The organism is Thiothrix sp., assembly GCF_028714775.1.
Taxonomy (GTDB): domain Bacteria; phylum Pseudomonadota; class Gammaproteobacteria; order Thiotrichales; family Thiotrichaceae; genus Thiothrix.
Genome location: NZ_JAQTLS010000008.1, coordinates 141,664 through 164,190, shown reverse-complemented (window position 1 = coordinate 164,190; position 22,527 = coordinate 141,664). Strand labels below are relative to the sequence as shown.

At 52.4% G+C, this 22,527-nt stretch carries 23 protein-coding genes; 12 read left to right on the top strand and 11 right to left on the bottom strand.

Annotated features, from left to right (window positions below; all coding sequences use genetic code 11):
- The first annotated feature begins 44 nt into the window (after nt 1-44).
- Nucleotides 45-995 carry a lysylphosphatidylglycerol synthase transmembrane domain-containing protein gene (locus PHE17_RS09485; RefSeq protein ID WP_301015598.1) on the top strand — a complete coding sequence of 317 codons (951 nt, stop codon included), beginning with the start codon at nt 45-47 and terminating at the stop codon, nt 993-995.
- Here the strand turns inward: PHE17_RS09485 and PHE17_RS09480 are convergent.
- The 6 genes from PHE17_RS09480 to PHE17_RS09455 form a co-directional block, all read right to left on the bottom strand.
- Complete coding sequence (locus tag PHE17_RS09480; protein WP_301015597.1) at nt 984-2,594, bottom strand: phosphoethanolamine--lipid A transferase; 1,611 nt, start codon at nt 2,592-2,594, stop codon at nt 984-986. The two genes, PHE17_RS09485 and PHE17_RS09480, sit on opposite strands and share 12 nt — an antisense overlap.
- 135 nt (nt 2,595-2,729) lie before the next feature.
- Entirely contained in the window at nt 2,730-2,927 is a 198-nt protein-coding gene (locus PHE17_RS09475) for a CPXCG motif-containing cysteine-rich protein (protein WP_301015596.1), read from the bottom strand.
- Between the two features lie 2 nt (nt 2,928-2,929).
- Entirely contained in the window at nt 2,930-4,078 is a 1,149-nt protein-coding gene (gene hemW, locus PHE17_RS09470; protein WP_301015595.1) for a radical SAM family heme chaperone HemW, read from the bottom strand.
- The gene (locus PHE17_RS09465; RefSeq protein ID WP_301015594.1) at nt 4,075-4,755 is read right to left on the bottom strand and encodes a cytochrome b/b6 domain-containing protein; all 681 of its coding nucleotides are present in this window, start codon (nt 4,753-4,755) and stop codon (nt 4,075-4,077) included. Before PHE17_RS09465 ends, hemW begins: the two co-directional genes overlap by 4 nt.
- Nucleotides 4,756-4,785: 30 nt before the next feature.
- Nucleotides 4,786-5,196 carry a VOC family protein gene (locus PHE17_RS09460; RefSeq protein ID WP_301015593.1) on the bottom strand — a complete coding sequence of 137 codons (411 nt, stop codon included), beginning with the start codon at nt 5,194-5,196 and terminating at the stop codon, nt 4,786-4,788.
- 32 nt (nt 5,197-5,228) lie between these two features.
- A complete protein-coding gene (locus PHE17_RS09455; protein WP_301015636.1) occupies nt 5,229-5,807 on the bottom strand; it encodes a LysE family translocator in 579 nt (192 codons plus the stop codon).
- Nucleotides 5,808-6,002: 195 nt separating this feature from the next.
- Between PHE17_RS09455 and PHE17_RS09450 the strand changes: the two genes are divergently transcribed.
- The 6 genes from PHE17_RS09450 (at nt 6,003) to PHE17_RS09425 (ending at nt 9,805) form a co-directional block, all read left to right on the top strand.
- Nucleotides 6,003-6,233 (top strand): DUF6364 family protein, encoded by a 231-nt coding sequence (locus PHE17_RS09450; RefSeq protein WP_301015592.1) that lies wholly within the window; start codon nt 6,003-6,005, stop codon nt 6,231-6,233.
- Nucleotides 6,223-6,666 carry a PIN domain-containing protein gene (locus PHE17_RS09445; RefSeq protein ID WP_301015591.1) on the top strand — a complete coding sequence of 148 codons (444 nt, stop codon included), beginning with the start codon at nt 6,223-6,225 and terminating at the stop codon, nt 6,664-6,666. The genes PHE17_RS09450 and PHE17_RS09445 overlap by 11 nt, the downstream gene beginning before the upstream one ends.
- On the top strand, nt 6,663-7,241 hold the full coding sequence (locus PHE17_RS09440; RefSeq protein WP_301015590.1) for a DUF2058 domain-containing protein: 579 nt from the start codon (nt 6,663-6,665) through the stop codon (nt 7,239-7,241). Before PHE17_RS09445 ends, PHE17_RS09440 begins: the two co-directional genes overlap by 4 nt.
- A gap of 39 nt (nt 7,242-7,280) precedes the next feature.
- Nucleotides 7,281-8,939, top strand: coding sequence for a ubiquinone biosynthesis regulatory protein kinase UbiB (gene ubiB, locus PHE17_RS09435; RefSeq protein ID WP_301015589.1), 1,659 nt, complete (start codon nt 7,281-7,283; stop codon nt 8,937-8,939).
- Between the two features lie 98 nt (nt 8,940-9,037).
- Nucleotides 9,038-9,520: a hypothetical protein gene (locus PHE17_RS09430; RefSeq protein ID WP_301015588.1), complete on the top strand. Its 483-nt coding sequence runs from the start codon at nt 9,038-9,040 to the stop codon at nt 9,518-9,520.
- An 18-nt stretch (nt 9,521-9,538) separates the two neighbouring features.
- The gene (locus PHE17_RS09425; RefSeq protein WP_301015587.1) at nt 9,539-9,805 is read left to right on the top strand and encodes a hypothetical protein; all 267 of its coding nucleotides are present in this window, start codon (nt 9,539-9,541) and stop codon (nt 9,803-9,805) included.
- 63 nt (nt 9,806-9,868) lie between these two features.
- Here the strand turns inward: PHE17_RS09425 and PHE17_RS09420 are convergent, their stop codons facing one another.
- Nucleotides 9,869-12,496, bottom strand: coding sequence for an Ig-like domain-containing protein (locus tag PHE17_RS09420; protein WP_301015586.1), 2,628 nt, complete (start codon nt 12,494-12,496; stop codon nt 9,869-9,871).
- Between the two features lie 183 nt (nt 12,497-12,679).
- Between PHE17_RS09420 and PHE17_RS09415 the strand changes: the two genes are divergently transcribed.
- Genes PHE17_RS09415 through rsmA form a run of 3 tightly spaced genes read left to right on the top strand, consistent with a single transcriptional unit; the run spans nt 12,680 to nt 15,967 of the window.
- Entirely contained in the window at nt 12,680-13,099 is a 420-nt protein-coding gene (locus tag PHE17_RS09415) for a hypothetical protein (protein ID WP_301015585.1), read from the top strand.
- A 48-nt stretch (nt 13,100-13,147) separates the two neighbouring features.
- A complete protein-coding gene (locus PHE17_RS09410) occupies nt 13,148-15,127 on the top strand; it encodes an OmpA family protein (protein WP_301015584.1) in 1,980 nt (659 codons plus the stop codon).
- Nucleotides 15,128-15,184: 57 nt separating this feature from the next.
- The gene (gene rsmA, locus PHE17_RS09405; protein ID WP_301015583.1) at nt 15,185-15,967 is read left to right on the top strand and encodes a 16S rRNA (adenine(1518)-N(6)/adenine(1519)-N(6))-dimethyltransferase RsmA; all 783 of its coding nucleotides are present in this window, start codon (nt 15,185-15,187) and stop codon (nt 15,965-15,967) included.
- Here the strand turns inward: rsmA and recQ are convergent.
- The 3 genes from recQ to crcB are packed head-to-tail and all read right to left on the bottom strand — an operon-like array spanning nt 15,945 to nt 18,505.
- Nucleotides 15,945-17,786: a DNA helicase RecQ gene (gene recQ / locus PHE17_RS09400; RefSeq protein WP_301015582.1), complete on the bottom strand. Its 1,842-nt coding sequence runs from the start codon at nt 17,784-17,786 to the stop codon at nt 15,945-15,947. The genes rsmA and recQ overlap by 23 nt on opposite strands.
- Nucleotides 17,786-18,109, bottom strand: coding sequence for a DUF190 domain-containing protein (locus tag PHE17_RS09395; RefSeq protein ID WP_301015581.1), 324 nt, complete (start codon nt 18,107-18,109; stop codon nt 17,786-17,788). Before PHE17_RS09395 ends, recQ begins: the two co-directional genes overlap by 1 nt.
- 12 nt (nt 18,110-18,121) lie before the next feature.
- A complete protein-coding gene (gene crcB / locus PHE17_RS09390) occupies nt 18,122-18,505 on the bottom strand; it encodes a fluoride efflux transporter CrcB (protein WP_301015580.1) in 384 nt (127 codons plus the stop codon).
- Nucleotides 18,506-18,830: 325 nt separating this feature from the next.
- Here crcB and PHE17_RS09385 point away from each other — a divergent pair, with 325 nt between their 5' ends.
- Together PHE17_RS09385 and PHE17_RS09380 are read left to right on the top strand one after the other, a co-directional pair.
- On the top strand, nt 18,831-19,007 hold the full coding sequence (locus tag PHE17_RS09385; protein WP_301015579.1) for a hypothetical protein: 177 nt from the start codon (nt 18,831-18,833) through the stop codon (nt 19,005-19,007).
- Between the two features lie 83 nt (nt 19,008-19,090).
- The gene (locus tag PHE17_RS09380; protein ID WP_301015578.1) at nt 19,091-20,683 is read left to right on the top strand and encodes a peptide chain release factor 3; all 1,593 of its coding nucleotides are present in this window, start codon (nt 19,091-19,093) and stop codon (nt 20,681-20,683) included.
- Here PHE17_RS09380 and PHE17_RS09375 read toward each other — a convergent pair.
- Nucleotides 20,680-22,242 carry a tetratricopeptide repeat protein gene (locus tag PHE17_RS09375; RefSeq protein WP_301015577.1) on the bottom strand — a complete coding sequence of 521 codons (1,563 nt, stop codon included), beginning with the start codon at nt 22,240-22,242 and terminating at the stop codon, nt 20,680-20,682. The genes PHE17_RS09380 and PHE17_RS09375 overlap by 4 nt on opposite strands.
- Nucleotides 22,243-22,527 lie beyond the last annotated feature (285 nt).

Below are 22,527 nucleotides of genomic sequence, written 5' to 3'. Positions count from 1 at the left end.
TTAGGCTACAATTGGCACGGATTATACGGTAAAGCAGGTGAAGGATGACAGAACAGAACAATACATCAGGCCAACGCTGGAGACTGATCGTTTCATGGTTAGTCCTATTGCTATTTATTGCCGCAGTTGAGCACTGGATTGGCTGGAAAACGGTTCTTGCACCGTGGGCACAGTTTAGTTGGGCGCAAGGTTTAATCGCGCTGGCACTGCTGGTGTTGAGCTATGCGCTGCGGGCGTGGCGGATGTATGACTATTTTCCGCAATACCTGACGGGGCAATGGTTTGCAACCTGGCGGCTAATGCTGATCCATAACGCACTGAATAATTTGCTGCCTGCCCGCACCGGGGAAGCGAGTTTCCCACTGCTGATGAAACGCTATTTCGGGGTCAGTTACGCGCATTCGGTGTCGGCATTGCTGTGGTTCCGCTTGCTGGATTTGCACGCGATCCTGACGTTTGCAGTATTCCCACTGCTGATGATTACCCCGTTGAAAAAGCTGGCAACACCGCTGCTATTGCTGTGGATGACGGTGCCGCTCGTTGCTTACCTGTTACACAACCGCATTGAAATCTGGTTTGCAGGCAAAGACGGCAAATTCAGCGAACTGGCGCAGCAGGCAATGTACGGCTTACCGGACAATTGGGGTGAATTCTGGCGCAGTTGGGCAATGACTTGGGCAAACTGGCTGGTCAAGCTGGTAACGATTGCGTGGTTACTGCAACAGTTTGTACCCGCCGCAAGCTGGAATTTGCTGCTGACCAGCGTGGTCGGCGGGGAACTGACCAGCGTATTGCCCATCCACGCCCCCGGTGGTTTCGGCACCTATGAGGCGGGGATTATTGCCCCACTGTCGCGGATTGTGGATGTGCATACCGCCACCATTGGCGCGGTCAATGCGCATTTATTCATCCTTGGCTCATCGTTGCTGGGCGGCTTATTCGGCTGGTTGATTCCAATCAAACAGCAAGCAACGCCCCCAACTTCAGCGCAATAAATCGAGTTGCGACTGATAAAGCGTTGTTTGCACACCAAACATCCCTAACAGCGTGTGAGACAAATTGTCGTGGGATAATGGCTGGTCAACCTTCCCTTGTGCGGTTGACCACGCTGTCGGGCTATGTTGTAAATAACCGTCCGACAACCACAACAACATAGGGATATGCGTCTGCGCGGCGGGCGCAATGAAATACGGCAAACCGTGCAAGTAAACCCCGTTTTCCCCTAACGACTCGCCATGATCAGATGCGTACAACAGGAAAGTGTCATCCTGCGCGGTTTGCTGCTTGAGCCAAGTAATAAACCGTTCCAGCACATAATCCGTATACAGCAAGGTATTATCGTAGGCGTTGATCACTTCCTGATCCCCACAGGCTTGGGGCGTATCTTGCTGGCAATACGGCTTAAATTGGGCAAAGGCGGCAGGAAAACGTTTGTGGTAAGTAGGCCCGTGGCTGCCAAGGGTATGCAAGACGATTAGCACATCCTGCGAACTTTTGACCGCATCCGCCAAATAATCTAGCATCGCCTCGTCGTAATAACCACCATCACTGTAAAATTCATGCTTCTCATCTGGCGTACCCCTTAGGTTGATATTTTCAACCCGCTCACACACGCCTTTGCAACTGGAATTATTGTCGAGCCATAAGACTTTCACACCTGCACGCTGTAAAACATCCAGCACATTAGACTCTGCCCCCGCTTTTTCTGGGCTGTAATTTTCCCGTCCCAAAAAGGAAAACATGCAGGGGACTGAAAAAGCCGTTGATGTACCGCAAGCGTTGGCCTGCTTAAAGCTGGTGATTTTTTCCTTAGCAAGCAAAGGATTGGTATCCCTACCGTAGCCGTTGAGCGAGAAATGGTCTGCACGGGCGGTTTCACCCACCACCATAATGCCAATAGTACGTGCTGGCGTCGTTTTATGCTGCTTGGCGTCAGTTCCCAACTCAACAAACTGCATCTTATCCTGCGCCCTTAAGCTATTGATATATTTATATACAGAGTTGAAAGCAAACAGCGGGGTCACGTAATTGCGCACATCGCGATTCTCTCGCGAGAAATACGTGGCGTATTTGTAGTTAACCAGCAGTAAAGCTGCTGTTACCGCAAACAACACCACTGCATAAGCAAGCCGCCGCAGCCCCCCGCGCCACCAACTGCCCGAACTGGCTAGCGGGAACAATACAACAACAATCCCCGGCATCACTCCCCACAGCAAAACATGGCTAATCAACGGCCAAGAAATCAACTCCTGTGCCTCTGCCCGATTATTGTCGCGTACCGTTTCAGCCATATTACGGATCATATCGACATCAAACAGGACACCAAGACTCTGGGTGAAATAGCTCAGTACCGCTGACACCAGCAATACCAACATCAACGTGGGTTTCAGCCAAAAATGTTGGGCAACCACCAGCAACAACCAACTCAGCAAGGTTGTCACCAGCATACCGACAAACGCGGCATAGCCGAAACCTTGCCATGACAGCGCATCGAGACGTTCGGAGAGTAACTTGAAGAGCGCCTGATTGTGCGTAGCGGCAATAAATACTGCGACCAGCACAATCAGTGTCGGAGGGGAAAATCTCATTTTCATACTATACCGCTAATACATACCTAGCGACATTGTATGTGCTGGCTAACGCACGGGGCAACATCCACACCCCGCACGTCATCATTCATTAACACACCGTAACTTGCATGGCGCTACGGTGATAAGGTCAATGACTGCTCAACTATTCCCCGGTTTCACATCAATCCGGGTAATTTCCCCGTCAGCATCAATGTGGATGAACAGCTCAATCGGGTTACAACACACCTGACAGTCTTCGTAATAGTCTTGGCTGCCAGCGGTAATGTCGATTTCCGTCGCGAAATTTGAATAGCAGTAAGGGCAGGTAATGTTGGTGTAAGTTAACGCCTGCGACATGATCAATCCTCCAAAAAGAGTTGTATAACCTCATTCAGGAATTGCCAGCCGGTTTCACTTGCGCGGATATGCCCGCCCTCAACTACCAGCAAACCACGCCGCAATGCCTGATCCAGCCCCGCCTTGAGGTGATGGGATGCCAGACCGGTACGTTCAGTGAACAAAGGCAGTGGGAAACCGTCACGCAAGCGCAAAGCATTCAACATGAATTCAAAGCTCAAATCCGCCGGGGTAAGGGTTTGTTCCCCGCTGCGGGTTTTGCTTTGGCTTACCTGCTGCATGTATTCTGCCGGTTGCCGGTATTTGTGATAGCGGGTGATAGTGGCATCGCAAGGGTTCGTTATTTTTCCATGTGCGCCAGCACCTAAGCCTACGTAATCACCAAATTCCCAGTAGTTCCGGTTATGTCGACATTGGAAACCCGGTCTGGCATAGGCGGAAACTTCATATTGAGTGTAACACGACGCATTGATTAAATGTTGCCCAGAAAACTGAATTTCTGCGACTAGATCATCATCGGGCAACATTGGCGGTTGTTGGTAGAACAGCGTGTTGGGTTCGAGGGTCAATTGATACCACGACAGGTGCGTGGGTTGCAGGGCAATCGCTTGTTGCAAGTCCTGCATCGCCTCTTCCAAGGTCTGGTTGGGCAAGCCAAACATCAGGTCAAGGTTGAAATTATCGAACCCGGCAGTGCGGGCAATTTCCGCCGCACGTAATGCCTCATCGCGGTTGTGTACCCGCCCCAATGCCTGCAATTGCGTGTCACTGAAACTCTGGATGCCGACCGACAAGCGGTTGATCCCGGCCTCACGGAAACCCTTGAATTTTTCCTGCTCAAACGTGCCGGGGTTGGCTTCCATCGTCACTTCAATGTTGGGGCGGAACGGCAACAGCGCACGGATTCCACACAGCAATTCATCAATACTTTCCGCCGAAAACAAGCTGGGCGTACCGCCACCGATGAAGATGGATTCCAGTTTGCGCCCCCAAATGGATGGCAATTCGCTGGCAAAGTCGGCGAGTAAGGCTTGCACATACTGCTTTTCCGGCAAGCCGCTGGGGGCAGCGTGGGAATTGAAATCACAATACGGGCATTTGCGGATACACCACGGGATGTGGATGTAGAGGGAAAGCGGGATGGGGGTCATGGTTCACGCCGCTTGATGCTGTCCACCGACACATAAACAGGCGGCGTACTGCCCTTGAACGGGCTGGCCTGTTCCGGCTTCTTGGCAGCGGCAGGCACATGGAAATAACGGAAACCGCTGATCATCCCGGAAATCGCCGCACCTTTGCCTTTCAAATCATGCAAAAAGGCCGCCAGCACATGCGCCACGCTGAAAAAGACAATGACCTCCGCCAACACGCTGTGCCATTGATGCATCACCACGCCCGCAAAGGTATACGGCGCGTTATACACCAGCCCGCTGATGCCACAGCCAATCAGCACCAACAATATCAGCGGGTAAAGTTGCCGCCAGAATGGGTTGTGCGCAAACCAATTGGGCAATGAAAAACGCGCAAAACTGAAGTAAAAACGCAGCATCTGCAACACGCCCTCCCCTTGCACCCGGTCAGGCAGAAATGCCCGCCAACTACCCGTACCCGGCAGTATGAACATCAAAATTACACGCCCGACTACCGCCAGCAATAGCAATTGCCCGCTGATCATGTGCCAATCACGCCAGAATTCGTAATCACTGCTACCGAGTTGGATCGCCCACGCACTCATGATCTGGAACAGCACCCCCAACGCCATCAGCCAGTGGGTCAAACGTACCCAACCCGACCAGATCGGCACGTAACGTATGTCTTCTTGTTGCATATAACCGTCTTCCTACATTGCTGATGATACTTATTTATCCGCAGGCCCCACCCAGAAAAACGGGTTATGGGCAACTTCCCACAAATGCCCATCCGGGTCTTGAAAATAACCGGAATAGCCGCCCCAAAAGGTTTTCTGCGCGGGTTTGGTCAGGGTCGCGCCTGCGGCAACCGCTTGCGCCAATACCTGATCGACTTCCGTTTCCGAAGCAACATTATGGGCAAGCGCAAAACCCTTGAAACCGCTGCCTGCGGCAGAAACGCTGGCATCTTCCGCCAGTTCGTCATGCCCATACAGCCCCAACCAACTGCCATTGAGGGTAAAAAACGCTACAGACGGCGGTGATTCCATCTGCGGAAAACCCAACCCATCACGATAAAAAGTGACCGCTTTCACCATATCGCGCACGCCCAAGGTGATCATGCTGATTCTGGGGTTCATATCTGCTCCTCGTTGGTTCCGTTCTGGTCATCTTACTGGGTGGTACGCGCTCCAGCAAAAGCCGTGAAAATTCCTAGTCCAATGAAGGCACTGCCACTGAGGTAACGCCCAAACCGCCGGATTCCTATGCCCTGCCCCAACAGCGGCGCAACCGTACCAGCAGCAAGAGCGTAGGCGCTATCGGTCACGCCAGCAATGACAACAAACAAAATGCTCAACATTATTCCCTGCGTGGAGGCTGCCCCAACCTCCATGAATTGCGGCAGGAAAGCAGCGAAAAAGACCGTGGTTTTCGGGTTAAACAGCGCCACGATAAAACCATCGCGGAAAATCCGCCCCCACTTTGCAGGCTCAGGCACGCTACCGGGTAGCGGTTCACTGGGCGCACGCAAGACCTGAATGCCGAGATACGCCAGATAGGCTGCCCCAGCATATTTGATGAGGGTAAAAGCCAGTGACGACACCGCAAACAATGCCGCCAATCCGATGGACGCACCGATGGCATTGCCAAGATTACCCAGTGCCACACCTGCAACCGAAGCGAGACCGCAACGGCGGCCTTGGGTAAGACTGCGGATAACGATGTAGAAAACGCCGGGGTCGGGCGTGATAGCGAGTAGGAAACTGGCGGCCAGGAAAAGCTGCCAGTAAAGGCGCTGATGGTAATAGTTCGCTCATAAATCAGTCTCGCAAACAGATAGCAGCATCAGTATACGCACCATGCCACAAACAGAATATAGCGCTACCCCACTCAGGCCAATCACGCTACAATTAACACTAAATTCGTGTAGCACGGAGTTTGTGTTATGAAAAATGTAACGGTTTCACTCGAAGATGAAGTCGCCCAATGGGTTCGCGTTTGGGCTGCCAAGCAGAACACCAGTATCTCACAATTGCTGGGCAACCTATTGCGCAACAGAATGCGGGAAGAAAATGGCTACCAAGCAGCCATGCAACAATTCCTTGCGCGTACACCCAAGGCATTGAAGCCCAAAGCCGAACGTTACCCCGGCCGGGAATCGCTCTATGAGCGTTAGGACATTCGTTGACACCAATATTCTGGTTTACTCACGGGATAAATCGGAAGAAGCCAAACAAGCTATTGCACTCGATTGGCTCAGCATTTTATGGCAAAACCGTTCGGGCAGGATTAGCTTCCAAACCCTGAATGAGTTTTACGTCACCGTAACGCAACGGCTCAAACCGGGACTGCCCCGTCCCGAAGCACAAGCGGATATTCGCAGCCTGTTACTGTGGAACCCTATTGCAGTCGATAGCACGGTCATCGAAAATGCGTGGTTGATTCAGGAACGCTACGGCTTTTCGTGGTGGGATTCGCTGATCCTGTCGGCTGCGCAGGTTCAGGATTGCACCTACATCTTGAGCGAAGACATGCAACACGGGCAACAAATCGGTAACATGACCATCATTAACCCATTCCTTACTAACGTTTCCATTTTGGAGACATGACGGATACTTTCATGTCACTCAAAGACCAACTCCTCAAGGCTGGCCTGATCGACCAGTCCAAGGCACAAAAAGCCGAACAGGAACAGCGCAAGCAAGCCCATCAGAAAACCGCCAAGGCGCAGAAACAGGCCAAAAAAAGTGGTGAAGTCATCGTGGACGAAACCAAACTGCTGGCGAAAAAAGCCTTGCAAGAAAAGGCCGAACGCTCCAAAGAGCTGAACCGCATCCAACGCGAGCAAGCTGAGCAAAAAGCCATCCAAGCGCAGATCAAGCAACTGATCAGCATGAACCGCATCGACCGCAAGCACGGCAACCTTTCCTACCAATTCGCTGACGGCAGCAAGATTAAAAACATCTACGTTACCGACAAGCTGCAAGACCAACTTGCTTACGGCGTGATTGCGCTGGTCAAATTCGGTGACGGTTACGAACTCGTGCCCAAACAAATTGCCGAGAAAATCGCCCAACGTGATGCCGCTTGCATTCTGGTGCAAAACACCGGCAGCACCCAACAAGTGGCGGAAGAAGACGATCCTTACGCGGATTACAAAATCCCGGACGATTTGATGTGGTAAACTGCCCGGCTTTCACCCTGACTGTTTGGCTTTAAGTGCATGAAACCCTTCACCCGCCTGCTACGCCTGTGGACAATCAACCGTGTCTTTATCCGCCACGGTCTGGATGAGCTCGTCTTCACCATCCCCTTCCTGCGCCCAATTGCCTTCATTTACCACCTGTCGCCGTGGAATTGGGGCAAACAGGAAACCCGCCCACGCGGTGTGCGCATCCGCCGTGCGCTGGAAGATTTGGGGCCGATTTTCATCAAGTTCGGGCAAATGCTTTCCACTCGCCGCGACCTACTGGCGGATGACATCGCGGATGAATTGACCAAACTGCAAGACCGGGTTCCGCCTTTCTGTGGCATCGAAGCCCGCAATATGGTGGAAAAGGCTTACGGCAAACCCGTCACGGAAGTGTTCAAACAGTTTGAAACCGAACCGATGGCCTCAGCTTCCATCGCCCAAGTCCACGCCGCACAATTGTGGAACGGCAAGGAAGTAGTGGTCAAAGTGCTGCGCCCCGGCATCGAAAAAACCATCCGCAAAGACGTGGAGTTGATGTACCTGATCGCCAGTTTGGTGCAGCGTTACTGGAAGGATGCCCGCCGCTTGCGCCCGGTCGAGGTGGTCGCCGAATACGAAAAAACCATTTTCGACGAACTTGATCTGGTGCGTGAAGCCGCCAATGCCAGCCAAATACGGCGCAATTTCGAGGGGACAACCACCCTGTATGTGCCGGAAATTTACTGGGATTACACCCACCCCAACGTGATGGTGATGGAGCGCATTTACGGCATTCCGGTCGGCGACATCCCTCGCTTACAGGCACTCGGCGTTAATTTCAAACGGCTGGGCGAATTGGGTGTGGAAGTGTTTTTCACTCAAGTGTTCCGCCACAATTTCTTCCATGCCGACATGCATCCCGGCAATATTTTCGTCAATGCCAAGAACCCCAATGAACCGCAATACATGGCGGTGGATTTCGGCATCGTTGGTACGCTTGCCCCCGCCGATAAGCGTTATCTGGCGGAAAACTTTTACGCTTTTTTCAACCGCGATTACAAACGGGTCGCGGAATTGCACGTCGAATCCGGTTGGGTTCCGCCTGCTACCCGCGTGGATGAATTTGAATCCGCCATCCGCTCGGTGTGTGAGCCGATCCTAAACCTGCCGATCAAGGACATTTCCTTCGGGCATTTCCTGCTGCGGCTATTCCAAACTGCGCGGCGTTTCAATATGGAAGTGCAACCGCAATTGGTGCTGCTGCAAAAGACCCTACTGAACATCGAAGGGCTAGGACGCCAGCTTTACCCCGATTTGGATTTGTGGTCAACCGCCAAACCGTTCATCGAACGCTGGATGGATGAGCAAGTCGGCGTGCGGGCGCTGATCAATGGCGCGAAAGTCAACCTGCCGAAGTTTCTGGAAAACTTGCCGTACATGCCCAACCTGCTGCACGACATCATGCAGCAAACTGCCCAACAAAAGCTCAAAATGCAGTGGGAATCGCAGCAACTGGAAACCTTACGTAAGGAAATGCAGTATTCCCAACGCAGCAACCGGCTGGCAATTGTCGGCGGTGCGTTACTGATTACCGCGACATTAACTGCCAGCTCGGCACTGCTTCCGGCAGCATTGGGAATTTCGCTGTTGAGCTGGGGAATGGGTATAAGCGGTATGGGATTGTTGGGATATTCATTGCTGCGCCGATGAACGCTTCTGATAAAAACTAGGGTTATTCCTGACTAACGGCACTGCCAATTTTTCATTCATGTACTATCCTCTTTGAGTTACAGCGAGAGGATAACACGATGAAAGCAATTGCAGACTTTCCTAACACTATCTATTTTGACGACCACATCTTGCCCATGATGAGCAAGGCTCAACAAACCTACCTTAAAACAAAGTACGCACCCTTTTTCCAGAAACTGATCCTACCTGTCCTCAATAAAGGCTATAAAAAATACTACGGGAAAGAACCGCCCACCAAGTATGAGCCAACACTTTATGAATTGTTGACGTATGAGTTACTGCCCTTCGACGCAAAAATCATGGAGACCTTGCCACAACCCATCATTTCCCCACAGGTATTGATGGAAGTGTCAGCAGGGAATGTCCCGGCAGGTGTTTTATGGAATATCGACCAAATCCGCATGTTTGCCCGTTGGCTGGACAGTGACCGCCTTGAACATAAGGATGTTCCTTACAATGCCACTGTACATACCCGTGGGGTTGATGACTCGACAGAGGAGCATCGGCATTTCAGGCTGAGAAACTACATCCACCACGATTAAAGATTGAAGGAGTAAACCATGGTTTCTTGGAAAACAAACATCCGTCCGTTATTCACTGACCTAAACCGGGGCTGTATGCTCCGCGCCCGCAAACCGCAACCTAATCGACTTGCCGAAGATGTCAGTTTTGACCTGCACCTTTTCGATGCAGTACGTGAACATGCAGATAAAATCTTACTGGAAGTCACCAGCGGCAATATGCCTCGGGACGATGGCCCACGCTGGGACATCGACAAAGTACGTCTGTTTGCCCAATGGATGATGGCGGGAATGCCTGACAATTAATCCTACCCAAATAAAAAGCCGCCGAGTTTCCCCGGCGGCTTTTTTCATTGCGCAAAAGTCATTTTATGGCGCTGGCGCAGTCTGTGTAACGTCAATAGTTACTTTAATGGGTGCATCGCAACCTTGCTTCTTAATGTAGAAGACAAGCGTACCATTCTGGCAATATCCATTAGAGCTTTGCGTAAACTTAATGGTGTTATCAGACTGAACAGCGAATACCCCCGCATAAATTGGAGTTCCAGATACTGTTGTCGCGTAGAACTGCTTGGAAGCAAGACTACTTGCTGCATCAAAAGATACAGACTCAATCACATCAGCGGAATCCAAATAGCTTGCTGGATTAATAGAACCCACCGCAGGTGTTACGTTATTGTAGGCATAGCTGAAACTGCCTACTTTATCTGCTGCACAACTGCAACTGCCTGTTGATGGACACGCTCCAATAGTCACTGTCGCCACATTCGATGTATGACCATTTGCCGTAATCGTGTAAGTGAAGCTATCACTATCCACATAGGAAGCACCCGGCGTGTAAAATGGATAGCCATCAGTGCCAATGTCTACAGTACCGTGTGTTGGTGGAGCCACAATATTAACTGTTACGGATTTTGGATCAGTGATTGGACTACCACCACAATCCGTATCACCATCAAAGACGTTCATCGGGGTTGCAGAGTCGCCGTTTTTAATATTTCCGTAATCATCATCATCTGCCGCGATGCTACAAGCGCCACTACCAACAGTAACAGTAACCGTCGCAGTACTGGTGTGACCATCAGCATCCGTAATGGTATAGGTAAAGGTATCTGACCCGGTGTAACCCGTTGTTGGCGTATAGACCACCCACTCCCCATCAGGATGAATAGTGACAGTACCATGCTCTGGTGTACCTACCGCAGTGATGGTAATGGTGCTATCGCATCCCTCATCTCCATCCAATACATTGAGTGGGTTATCCGTACTATCCTTAGCAACAGGATAGTCATCATTGTCTGCCGCGATACTACAAACCGCTGGTGCACCACCCGCTGTGGTCTTATAGGTATCAACACGTTGCTTGTGATCAGCCACATTATGCAATGCCTGACGTACCCACAGTGGCGGAGATGGAATCAGCTCTTGCTTCCAAACCACTTTCGGGTCGGTCGCAGTTGTGCCGCCTTGCTCGATAACTTGGTCTTTGTACTCGCTTTGGTAAGACACGTACTCAATGTCTACACGGCGGTTTTTGTGCCGTTCCGCTTTGGTATTCGGGTATTTCGGATGAGTTTCACCCAAACCTTCGGCGATCAGCTCATCTGCCGTAAAACCTTGCTTGACCAAGAATTCGCGCACACTTTTCGCACGACGTTCGGAAAGCGATTGGTTATGTGCTGTTGAACCGATGTCACAGGTATTGCCGGAAATACGGATGTTACCTTCATGCCCAGATGCACGCATTTGCGCGATAACGGCTTTCAGGCGATCCTGTGCTTCTGGTGTCAGCTTGGCGCTGTCCACTTTGAAGAAGGTATCCGCTTCCAGTTCCATGGTGTGCTTGACCAGCTTGCGCTCAATTTTAGGCGGCTGCTTGACGGATTCACCCGGAATTTCTGTGCGCACACGGCGGTACATTTTGTCCGCTTGCCAAATGCCCGCTTCGCTGGCGATGTCATAGCGGTAGCCTACGCCACCACGGACTTGGGTTTTTTGGCTGCCGTCTTCATAACCACCGGATTTTTTGTACACATCAACGTTGGCATTCACGCTATGCGGTGAATCTGGAATAAATTTTTCCACGCCGCCAGTCAGTGTTAACTGTTTGGCTTTGCTTTCGTTGGCGGCATGTTCACTGCCCCATTCGTAATCCAAACCACCTTGTACCCGCATTTGCTGTTCGGAAATGAACGTACCCACGCGCCCACCAACACCCCAATCGTAGGCTTTTTCATAAATGGTGTTGCCGTTAGCGTCTTTCATGCCAGTGTCGGCCTTGCTAGACAAGCCTTTCATCACGCTGCCCGACCAGAACATGTTTTCACGTTCTTGACCGTAACCAACGGTTACTTTTTTGCCTTGCTTACCGTCTTTATCGGATGCGCCGTTTTGGTCGTAAGCACCGTATACTTTATTAACATGGCTGACTTGCCCAGCGCCATCTTTAGAAACCCAATGGTAGTTCAACTTAGCACCAGCACCCGTGATATGCCCAGTTGAAGTGCCTTTTCTTGGGTCTACACCGACGTAACCTTGCCCGATAACCGCGCTGTCTTCGTTTTCAGTAAAGACATGGCTCAAATCGGCTTTACCCTTGAATTCGGAATCAATGCCCACGCCGATGCGGGTTTGCCCACCGACATAGCCAGTATTGAGGCTAGGTGCGCCCGTTTGGCTAGCATCATCGACGAAACCATCGCTTTCTTTACCCAATTGTTGGGCTTGCTGCATGGTATCTGGTGCTGGCGCTGCCTCGGCACTTGCTACCATCGCTGGCGCTTCAGCAGCCATTTCTGGGCAGTCACCACGCGCAGGATCACCGCTGTCACAAGGAGCAACCGCAGCTTCATCTTCGAGGGTTAAAGCATTTTGGGAGGCAGGAGGCATTTGCCCATACGGTGCTTCGACACCACCGTCACCCGCCAGCACAGCAGCGGAGCAAAACAGCAATGGCAAAAGAGCCCTTCGGGAAATACGGAATTTTTTGTTGTTCATGATTGTTATCTCTTCTGTTGTGTGTCTTTATTTTTATGTATCCAATGACACTTGCGAGCAACTATATTGTGTGTCGCCCGAACACCACAAATTCACCCGACGAACGAACATTTCATTTGTTATGCCTGACGGCGGCAAGCCTTTGTTTTATACTCCTAACCATGTAACTAACCGATTACTGCCATGATGATGTTTCGAGTCCTACAAGTTGTCCCGCTGTTTGGCGTGCTGTTCGTCTTTTACTGGCTTGCGGTAAAAATCGGCTTTTTTCCTGAAAAATTAGACCATGTACTGTTCCACATGCACCTGCCCTCCAACGCTTGGTGGAAACCGACGTGGGGCGATATTATGATCCTGCTCGGGGTTGGCACACTGTACTTGGAGCTGTTTAAGTCTACCCGTACATCGGAAGCCACCATCATTGACCATTTATTTTCCACTTTTGTGCTGATAGCCTACCTGACCGCATGGCTCATTTATGATTGGGGTGGAAATTCCGTATTCCTGATTCTGACGGCTATGTCATTTTTGGATGTCATTGCTGGTTTTACCATTACCATATCCGCCGCACGCCGCGACCTGTCCGTTGGCGGCAAAACGTGACAAGCACAACGTTAACTATTTCATTGTTTTAGAGAGGAAGGTTCCAACATGTACAAACTCATCGCCTGCCTGACTATGACTTCGGTACTCACCGTGTCCGCGTATGCGGAAACGCCGAAGTTCCCTGACCCCAGCACGCTTCCGCCAGACGCCACAGCAAAGACAGAAACCACGACCAGTAATGACGGCTCCAGCAACACCACGTCTACCCAATGGAGTTACACCGCCAGCCAGCCGACGGCAACAACGACCACAACCAGTGGAACCGAAGCAGCCAGCAGCGCAACAACACCGGCAGCTACCGCAACATCCGGTACGTATGTTTACCCCCAAGCGGGCGCAACAGCGGCAACCACCGGCACGGCAACCACGGTTAGCCCCGGCACGTATGCCTTAAGCCCGAGCACTTACACTTACGGCTACACCATGCCGCAAAGCACCTCAACGTGGGGCAACACTTACCAGTATCCCTACATGAACCGGGGGTACACAGGTAGCAACTCTTATTACAATCCGGGGTATTTCATGCCCGGTTCGATGATGGTTCCGCCTGCACCACCACCGCTCATGTTGCCGCCCATGCCCACTTTTTCATGGCCTAGCATGGGTTACAGCAATGCTTACAACACCACGGCAAACCAATACCTAACTGGTACACAGACAAATACCGCCAACCAAAGCGGTACTGTCCAGCAAATCGACAGCCTCAACAAAACCCTTGGTACGTTGCGCCAACAGCAAACTGATTTGGTCAGCAAAACCCAAGAAACCCTGTCCGTGCAAGAAAAGACCATTGCCGACCTGAAAAAGCAGCTCGAAGAAGCCAGCAGCGGCAAATCCAACCTCCAACAAAAGCTCGACAGCCTGCAAGGTGAATTGGCAGCAAGCGTCAAAAAAGCCGAGTTGGAAAGCTGCAAAGCTGAAAAAGGCGAGCTGGAAGGCAAAGTCACTGAAATGAACACCAAGGTCAGTGCCATCGCCGAAGTTTCCCAAGAGTTTGCCAAATTGCGTGAAAACTACGCGGCATTGGAAAGCGAAAAGCAGCGTCTCGCCAGCACCCTTGAAACCGAAACCAAGGACAACGACAAAGACGGCATCCCTGACAAGCTCGACAAATGCCCCACCACCGCAGCAGGTGTGCAAGTTGATGCCACAGGTTGTGACTTACCGCCACCGCCTCCGGCTGATGACGACAAAGACGGTGTGCCTAACGATGCGGATAAATGCCCAACCACTGCGGCTGGTGTGAAAGTCGATGAAAAAGGTTGCGACCTGCCTCCGCCTCCTCCGGCTGATGACGATAAAGACGGCGTGCCTAACGATGCGGATAAATGCATTGATACCAAAGAAGGTGTGAAAGTCGACGACAAAGGCTGCGACCTGCCTCCTCCGCCTCCGGCTGATGACGACAAAGACGGCGTGCCTAACGACGCGGACAAATGTCTTGATACCAAAGAAGGCGTGAAAGTCGATGATAAAGGCTGTGACCTGCCTCCGCCTGATGGCGACAAAGACGGCGTTGCGGATGACGCTGACAAGTGCCTAGACAGCAAAGAAGGTGCGAAAGTCGACGACAAAGGCTGCGATGCGATTGCTGATGCCGACAAAGACGGCGTAGCCGACGATGCTGACCTTTGCCCCGGCACTGCCGCTGGCAGCGAAGTCAATCAGGTCGGTTGCGCCAAAACTGAGAACATCAACCTCAAAGGCGTGAACTTTGAAACAGGTTCATCCATCCTGACCGCCACTTCCTTGCCGATTTTGGATGAAGCTGCCAACACCCTGAAAAAGTACCCCGACCTAAAAATCGAAGTCGGCGGGCACACGGACAGCAGCGGCGACAAAGCGGCGAACGAAAAACTCTCGCAATCCCGCGCGGAAACCGTGATGAAATATCTGGTTGAAAAAGGTGCGAAAGCCGAGCTGCTCAGTGCCAAAGGTTACGGCCCCAACCAACCGATTGCGGATAACGCCACGCCAGAAGGCAAAGCGCAAAACCGCCGGGTTGAATTGAAAATCCTACCGTAAGAAGCCCCCACTCTAGCCCTCCCCTTATCTGGGGAGGGCATTACTCCCCGGAAACCTATGTCCCGTTACGAACACCAAGCCAAAAAACGCTTCGGTCAGCATTTCTTGCACGACCGCAATGTCATCGACAAAATGCTCCGCGCCCTCAATTTGCAAGCGACTGATCATGTCGTCGAAATCGGCCCCGGCCCCGGCGCACTCACGTTCCCTTTACTGGAACTACTCCCGCAACTGGACGTGGTAGAAATCGACCGCGATGTAATTGCGTGGTGGCAACAACAGCCGCAAGCGCAAGGCAAACTCAATATCCACGCCCAAGACGCGCTCAAGCTCGACATCGCGACCTTGCACGGCGAAGGTGAGAAACTGCGCATCATTGGCAACCTGCCCTACAACATTTCCACCCCACTGATTTTCCATTTCCTGCACCACCGCGAACACATCCGCGACATGCTGTTCATGCTGCAAAAGGAAGTGGTCGACCGCATCACCGCCGAACCGGACAGCGCCGATTACGGGCGGCTTTCCGTGATGGTGCAATATTTCTGCGAACCGCATTACCTGCTGAAAATCGGCCCCGGCGCATTTACCCCACCGCCGAAAGTGGATTCCGCCGTGGTTTACCTCAAACCGTGGGCAATCCAACCGCACATCGCCAACGACGTGGAACAGTTTGAAAAGCTGGTGAAACAAGCGTTTGCACAACGGCGCAAAACCTTACGCAATACCCTGAAAGGTTTGGTGACGGTGGAACAAATGGAAAGCATCGGCATCGACCCGACACGGCGGGCAGAAACCCTTGCCGTTGAAGATTTCGTCAAGTTGGCAAATTTGCTGTAACCACATCCAAAAACGCCTGCCCGTATTTTTCCAGCTTGCTTTCACCCACGCCGGTGATGCCGCGCATGGCTTCCAGCGTGGACGGGCGTTCAGTTGCCATGTGCAGCAGGGTCGAATCGTGGAAAATGACGTAAGGCGGCACACCCTGTTCCCGCGCCAATTGCAGGCGCAAGGTACGCAAGGCTTCCCATAACGCTTCAGCCTCGGCGGGCAAGGTTTCGCGGTCGAAACGCGGTTTGTCGGCGCGTTCGGTGCGGTTGCGTTCCTTGCGGCGCTTTTCTGGCTTTTGCTCCTTGCGTAAGTGCAACTCCTGCTCGCCGCGCAACAATGGGCGGGATTTATCGGTCAGGCGCAAACCGCCGTGCCCGTCAACATCCACACTCAAATACCCCAAGGCAATCAATTGGCGGAAAATATTGCGCCATTCGGGGGAGGAATATTCCTTGCCGATGCCGTAAGTGGTGAGCAAATCGTGGCGGAATTGACTGATGCGCGAATCGTCCTTGCCCAGTAAGACATCCACCACGTAATTCACGCCGAAACGTTGCCCGGTGCGGTAGACGCAAGACAATGCCTTTTGTGCGGCGAGGGAGGCTTCCCACGCTTCCGGCGGATGTTGGCAGTTATCGCAGTTGCCGCACGGTTCGGGGGCAGCTTCGCCGAAATATTCCAGTAAGGCTTGGCGGCGGCAGGCGGTCATTTCGCACAGGCCGAGCATGGCTTCGAGCTTGTGGTGTTCGATGCGCTTTTGCTGTTCACTGGCGGTCGATTGCGCCATCATTTGCCGCAGGGAAATGACATCTTGCAGGCCATACGCCATCCACGCATTCGCGGGCAGGCCGTCGCGCCCGGCACGTCCGGTTTCCTGATAATAGGCTTCGATGCTTTTGGGCAAGCTCAAATGGGCGACGAAACGCACATCCGGCTTGTCGATGCCCATCCCAAACGCGATGGTGGCGACCATGATGACGCCCTCTTCGCGCAGGAAACGTTGCTGGTGGTCGCGGCGGGTGGCAGCATCCATCCCCGCGTGGTAGGCCAGAGCCACACGCTCTTGGTCACACAACCACGCAGCAATGTCTTCGACTTTATTGCGCGACAGGCAGTAAACAATGCCTGCATCCTGCGGGTGGTTGGCTTCGATGAAATGCCACAATTGCTGGCGGGCGTTTTGCCCCTGCGTAATCGCGTAGTGGATATTGGGGCGGTCAAAACTGTTGACGAAAACATCCGCCTGTTGCAGCCGCAGTTGCTGGATAATTTCTTCGCGGGTACGCAGGTCAGCAGTCGCCGTCAAAGCAATGCGCGGCACGCCGGGGTAACGTTCTACCAATACCGACAGTTGCTGGTATTCCGGGCGAAAATCATGCCCCCACTGCGACACGCAATGCGCTTCATCAATGGCAAACAGCGCCACACCCACGGTTTCATGCACACGGTCGAGCAGGCTCAGCATTTTGTCGCTGAGCAAACGTTCGGGCGCGACATAAAGCATGTCCAACGTGCCTGCCAGCAAATCGCGTTCCACCTGCTGCACACTGGCGAAATCCAAGGTCGAATTGAGGTAAGCAGCACGGATGCCCAACTGTTGCAGCGCATCCACTTGATCTTGCATCAAGGCAATCAGCGGCGAAACCACGATGCCCACACCGTCCCGCGCCAAGGCTGGAATCTGGTAGCACAAAGACTTACCACCGCCCGTGGGCATGAGCGCAAGCACGTCACGGCCTTGCAGCAGTGATTCAATAATATCGCGCTGGTTAAGGCGGAAATCGTTGTAACCGTAGACGGTGTTGAGGAAATGGTAGGCGCGTTGCATCAGTTAGGGGCTTTCCCCACTGTACCAAACGTCACCGCCGCTTTGGTGTAACAAATTTTCACGGTTTCGGTTTCCAATCGCACAAACAGGCGGGCGCACTCCTCTGCCGTCACCACCATAATCACCAGCACTGGCTGGTCGCTCAGCTCGAAAAAATGCGCCGAATGCAGTTGGTGGTCATGCCCAATCCCAATACTCGCCGGAATCACGGTCACGCCACGCAAGCCCAATTCCCCGGACAAATGCACCAACCAATCGACCAACGGCTTACCTTGATGACTACGGCTCTGCTGGGTGAAAAAAGTAACTTGATAACCATCCATACGCCTGCCTCCTTAACGCATTTTCAACCACTGCCACGTCGCCATCCCAACCAAAGTCATCAGCAACGACCCCGCCACATGGATGCTGATCGCGCCCATTGCCCATGTTAGCCTACCCTGCTGGAGCAACGTCACTACTTCCGCCGAAAAGGTGGAAAACGTGGTCAATCCGCCGCAAAATCCGGTGATAATCAGCAAGCGCCATTCCGGGGCAAGGTTCGGCATCTGTGCGAAATACGCGATGGCGAAACCTATAATATAGCCCCCCACCAGATTCGCCGATAATGTGCCCAACGGAATTGCTGGAAACAGGCCATTGAGCTTTACCCCCAGCAGCCAACGTAACACGGCTCCTGCACTCGCGCCCAAGGCGATAGCCAACATTGCTTTACCCATGAAAAACCTCCATTTGTGGGGCAATGGTAGCTTATCGGTGGGAATATCGCAGCCTTTGCACTCAGTGGGCGTGTTGCCTACAATACATAGCAATCTCACTGCACTAGGTAGTACTGGCGATGGTAATGCTGAAAATCCGTAATCGAAAGGACACCCGCAAGCCACCGTTGCGCACTCCGCAACAAATCCTATCCCCGCAAAACCCTCAAAAAGGCTTTGGAACTCGCGTACACCAACAGGTCGTTGTATTGACGCACGGGATTGATTTGCCCTTACCCGCACGCTCCCTTCCCCGCCCTGCCCCCGACTTTTCCGGGGATGCTACATGATCTTGCTGGATACCAACGTCATTTCCGAGTTACCGGCAAGCAAGCCGCCGATGAGTGTTGAGGATATGTTGATTGCGGCGGTGGCACAGGCAAATGATTGCGTACTGGCAACGCGGAACGTGACGGATTTTGATTTTCTGCCGGGGTTAGTGTTAGTGAATCCGTGGACGTAAATACGCAATCTTGGAATGCTGTAGCAATCACTCCCTTTCCGCTATAATCGCCCTCTTTCCAACTCCTTGACCCCGTGAACACCATGACCGACCGCCTACAAGAAACCGCCCGCCGCCGCACTTTCGCGATCATTTCCCACCCGGATGCGGGGAAAACCACCATGACCGAAAAGGTGTTGCTGTTCGGGGGAGCGATCCAGCTTGCGGGTACAGTCAAGGGGCGCAAAGCTGCCCGCCATGCGACTTCCGACTGGATGACGATGGAAAAGGAACGTGGGATTTCCGTCACCTCATCCGTCATGCAGTTCCCCTACAACGGGCGCATCGTCAACTTGCTCGACACGCCGGGGCATGAGGATTTCTCGGAAGATACCTACCGCGTTTTGACCGCAGTTGACTCCGCGCTGATGGTTATCGACGTGGCGAAAGGGGTCGAAGAACGCACCATCAAGCTGATGGAAGTTTGCCGCCTGCGCGATACACCGATCATGACCTTCATCAACAAGCTCGACCGCGAAGGCAAAGAGCCGATTGAATTGCTGGATGAAGTCGAAACCGTCCTCAATATCCAATGTGCTCCGATCACTTGGCCTATCGGCATGGGCAAACGCCTCAAAGGCATTTACCACCTGTATCAGGATAAAGTAATCCTCTACAAACCCAGCACCGAACGCAAACTCGACTACGACGAAATCCAAGGGCTGGATAACCCCGAATTGGACGAAAAACTCGGCACACAAGCCGACGAATTACGCGAAGAAATCGAATTGGTAAAAGGTGCAAGCCACGAATTCAGCCTGCAAGCCTACCTCGACGGCAAAATGACCCCGGTGTATTTCGGCACGGCATTAAACAGCTTCGGTATCCGCGAATTGCTGGACGATTTCGTGGAAAACGCCCCCGCACCACAAGCCCGCCCCACCACCACGCGCAAAGTGGAAGCTGGCGAAGAGCCGTTCACGGGTTTCGTTTTCAAAATCCAAGCCAATATGGATCCGCAACACCGCGACCGCATGGCCTTCCTGCGGGTGTGTTCCGGCAAGTTTGAAAAGGGCATGAAAGCCAAGCACGTGCGCATCGGTAAGGATGTCAAAATCCCTGACGCGCTGACTTTCATGGCATCTGACCGCGAGCATGTGGAAGACGCTTACCCCGGTGACATCATCGGCCTGCACAACCACGGCAGCATCCGCATCGGCGATACGTTTACGCAAGGCGAAAACCTGCAATTCACCGGCATCCCCAATTTCGCACCGGAATTGTTCCGCCGTGCGCAACTCCGTGACCCGCTGAAAATGAAGCAGTTGCAAAAAGGTTTGGCGGAGTTGTGCGAAGAAGGCGCAACCCAGCTTTTCAAACCGCTCAATAACAACGACCTGATCCTCGGCGCGGTCGGAGTATTGCAGTTCGACGTGGTGGCGCAGCGCCTGAAAGACGAATACAAAGTCGACGCGCTGTTTGAAGGCGTGAACGTGCAAACCGCGCGTTGGGTCACATCCACCAACGAGAAAAAGTTTGAAGAGTTCAAAACCAAGGCCGCGCAAAACTTGGCTTACGACCATGCGGGGGAATTGGTTTACATCGCCCCGACACGCATCAACCTGCAAATGGCACAGGAAAAATGGCCGGACGTTAAATTCCATTCCACCCGCGAACATGGAGTGGAGTCGCGTTAAGGCTTGGGGGGGAAATCCGATAATATCTTGCCAATCACCCGATTGGCTTTACTGGTGAAACCTTGCGCGAGGTTTTTGCCAGTCTGGATAAAATCGGGGTGGTTATTCGCCAATCGTTGGTATTCGACCCCCGCTTTTTCCCATAAGTCATTGTGCTGATAGAGGGCAGCCCGCAACATGGGCCCCCAGCAATGTTTAAGCCGGATTTTTTTAGCTTCCTGCATGGCTACCCGAAAACGGCCTTCCCGGTAATGGGAAAGGCACAAGGGAATGTGATACCAGTCCGGGTAAATCGGGCTGATGTCGACGCAATCCTGAATCAGTTGCGCCCCCGTTCGCCAGTCGCCCATCCCGATGTGAATCAGCCCACTGATGGTGTTTAAGTGTGTATCCAGTGGATTCATGGACTGCGCTCTTGCCAATGCTTCCAAGCACAGTTCGTATTCCTCATCCAACAAGTAAGCACCGGCAGCGTACAGGTGAGAATGGGCATTGCCGGGAGCCAGTTGCATGAGGGTGTCCGCAACTTGTGCCCAGTGGGTTTTCAATGAATCAAATTCACGGTATTTCAGCAAATATTCCGAACGGCACAGGTCAGCGTATATCAGTGTTGCTTGCACATCATGTGGGAATTGTTCCAAGCGTTGTTCACACACCAGCCGCAGGTTGCGGAAGTTGACGGGGGACAATTCCCAGAGTTGCTGGCGAGTTGCCACCATGACTTGATGGTGGGCAGCGATAGGCTTGCCTGAATCCAGTAATTGCCGCACCCAAACATCGTGCGTGAGGCCACATTCGAGGCTAACGGTGTCGTTGGCAATGCGTTTGAAAATTGGGTTTAGTAACGCTGGGGTGGGGTCGTGGCTACCTAATGCAAAGCTTTCTGCCCAGATAATCTGGAGGGTCTGGTTTTGCACCAAGCTGCACTTGAGGCTGTAGCTCTCCCCGCTGCTGTGCAAGTCAAAGAAAAGGATAAAATCCGTCCGTTCTATCGGTACGCGGGCAGGCGTATCCTCAGTAAACATGACCTGACAAAAATTAAAACGGGTCAAGGCATTGACGTATTCACGGGTCACGTGAGTGATGAAAGGCCAACCGACCGTTTCATCTGCTAAAAAGTTACGCGGCACACAAGCAATACTGGGGCCTTGGGAAATACTGAAGGACTCATCTGCTGGTACAGGTAACGGATTGCGGAGTTCATGCTCATGACGTGTAAAAACAGGTTGGTAACTGCCAAGTGGAAGCTCGATACGCACCTGATTCAGAAGCCCTTCCGTTGCATAATACTCTTCCAATTGTTTACGCAAACGCCCCGCTTGGACACGCACTAGAGGGTTGTAAATGTCATTAAAATCAGGTTGCCTGCCCAGCCCTTCAACAGCAATCGCATGTTGGGTGAGAGGCTGAGGGTTTCCGGTAATACTTGCCGTAACAATGTAACGCAGGAGTTTTTTTGAAGCTTTGCGGGAGCGGAAGCAACGGCTAGAAAGAATACTTTCCAACTCCTTTTGTATGGTGAGGGCATCAATTTCCATAAGATATTTGGGCTTTGGCATACCACAGCACACAGTATAGCTGTATGCGGGGTAGCGTGCCTAAGCTAGTCCTCTCTCCAGAAACATCTGCCACAGGCATGACGTATATTTTTACACATTAAGTGGCGATCCATTTTCTTTTTTTGCTAAAAATGGTTGCCGCAAGAGTAATCTGGCAACCCCCGCTTCATTTAAATGAAGCTCCTAACTCACTGGCTTGAACTGTAGCATTGGAACGTATACACCCATAGTTACACATCCGTGTAACGTCGATGACCGGACATTAAATTTCATTCCATCAACGAA

Coding starts and splice junctions, on each gene's coding strand:
- PHE17_RS09485 (WP_301015598.1), top strand. CDS start 45: ATGACAGAACAGAACAATACATCAGGCCAACGCTGGAGACTGATCGTT.
- PHE17_RS09480 (WP_301015597.1), bottom strand. CDS start 2,594: ATGAAAATGAGATTTTCCCCTCCGACACTGATTGTGCTGGTCGCAGTA.
- PHE17_RS09475 (WP_301015596.1), bottom strand. CDS start 2,927: ATGTCGCAGGCGTTAACTTACACCAACATTACCTGCCCTTACTGCTAT.
- hemW (WP_301015595.1), bottom strand. CDS start 4,078: ATGACCCCCATCCCGCTTTCCCTCTACATCCACATCCCGTGGTGTATC.
- PHE17_RS09465 (WP_301015594.1), bottom strand. CDS start 4,755: ATGCAACAAGAAGACATACGTTACGTGCCGATCTGGTCGGGTTGGGTA.
- PHE17_RS09460 (WP_301015593.1), bottom strand. CDS start 5,196: ATGAACCCCAGAATCAGCATGATCACCTTGGGCGTGCGCGATATGGTG.
- PHE17_RS09450 (WP_301015592.1), top strand. CDS start 6,003: ATGAAAAATGTAACGGTTTCACTCGAAGATGAAGTCGCCCAATGGGTT.
- PHE17_RS09445 (WP_301015591.1), top strand. CDS start 6,223: ATGAGCGTTAGGACATTCGTTGACACCAATATTCTGGTTTACTCACGG.
- PHE17_RS09440 (WP_301015590.1), top strand. CDS start 6,663: ATGACGGATACTTTCATGTCACTCAAAGACCAACTCCTCAAGGCTGGC.
- ubiB (WP_301015589.1), top strand. CDS start 7,281: ATGAAACCCTTCACCCGCCTGCTACGCCTGTGGACAATCAACCGTGTC.
- PHE17_RS09430 (WP_301015588.1), top strand. CDS start 9,038: ATGAAAGCAATTGCAGACTTTCCTAACACTATCTATTTTGACGACCAC.
- PHE17_RS09425 (WP_301015587.1), top strand. CDS start 9,539: ATGGTTTCTTGGAAAACAAACATCCGTCCGTTATTCACTGACCTAAAC.
- PHE17_RS09420 (WP_301015586.1), bottom strand. CDS start 12,496: ATGAACAACAAAAAATTCCGTATTTCCCGAAGGGCTCTTTTGCCATTG.
- PHE17_RS09415 (WP_301015585.1), top strand. CDS start 12,680: ATGATGATGTTTCGAGTCCTACAAGTTGTCCCGCTGTTTGGCGTGCTG.
- PHE17_RS09410 (WP_301015584.1), top strand. CDS start 13,148: ATGTACAAACTCATCGCCTGCCTGACTATGACTTCGGTACTCACCGTG.
- rsmA (WP_301015583.1), top strand. CDS start 15,185: ATGTCCCGTTACGAACACCAAGCCAAAAAACGCTTCGGTCAGCATTTC.
- recQ (WP_301015582.1), bottom strand. CDS start 17,786: ATGCAACGCGCCTACCATTTCCTCAACACCGTCTACGGTTACAACGAT.
- PHE17_RS09395 (WP_301015581.1), bottom strand. CDS start 18,109: ATGGATGGTTATCAAGTTACTTTTTTCACCCAGCAGAGCCGTAGTCAT.
- crcB (WP_301015580.1), bottom strand. CDS start 18,505: ATGGGTAAAGCAATGTTGGCTATCGCCTTGGGCGCGAGTGCAGGAGCC.
- PHE17_RS09385 (WP_301015579.1), top strand. CDS start 18,831: ATGATCTTGCTGGATACCAACGTCATTTCCGAGTTACCGGCAAGCAAG.
- PHE17_RS09380 (WP_301015578.1), top strand. CDS start 19,091: ATGACCGACCGCCTACAAGAAACCGCCCGCCGCCGCACTTTCGCGATC.
- PHE17_RS09375 (WP_301015577.1), bottom strand. CDS start 22,242: ATGCCAAAGCCCAAATATCTTATGGAAATTGATGCCCTCACCATACAA.